Source organism: Streptomyces narbonensis (assembly GCF_014649015.1).
GTDB lineage: Bacteria > Actinomycetota > Actinomycetes > Streptomycetales > Streptomycetaceae > Streptomyces > Streptomyces narbonensis.
The window spans coordinates 1-570 of the sequence record NZ_BMSF01000173.1 but is presented as its reverse complement, the minus strand read 5'-3'; the positions used below and the strand labels follow the sequence as shown (position 1 = coordinate 570).

Genomic DNA, 570 nt, shown 5'->3' with positions numbered 1-570 from the left:
GATCTTAAAGGAGTTACATCTAATAAAAGAACATCTTTAACATCTCCACCCAATACCCCACCTTGAATTGCAGCACCCATTGCTACTGCTTCATCTGGATTTACATCTTTTCTAGCTTCTTTTCCAAAAAACTCTGCTACTGTTTTTTGTACTAAAGGCATACGTGTTTGCCCACCTACTAATATAATATCATCTATATCAGAATTAGATATTTTTGCATCTGAGATAGCTTTTTTACAAGGTATAATAGATCTATTAATTAAATCTTCAACTAATGATTCTAATTTAGCTCTAGTAAGTTTTACATTAAGATGTTTAGGCCCAGTTTTATCAGCCGTAATATATGGTAAATTAATCTCAGTTTGTTGAGAACTAGATAGTTCTATTTTACCTTTTTCTGCAGCTTCTTTTAACCTTTGCATTGCTAAAGAATCTCCTGATAAATCAATCCCACTTTCTGTTTTAAATTGTTTTACTATATAATTTATTAATTTTAGATCAAAATCTTCTCCTCCTAAAAAAGTATCGCCATTTGTTGCTAATACTTCAAATTGAGTTTCACCATCTACA

The 570-nt window shown here is 30.7% G+C and carries 1 protein-coding gene; it reads right to left on the bottom strand.

The annotated features are described in order from the left end of the window. On the bottom strand, positions 1–570 hold a 570-nt coding region (locus IE124_RS36410; RefSeq protein ID WP_189514044.1), incomplete at both ends, for an Hsp70 family protein.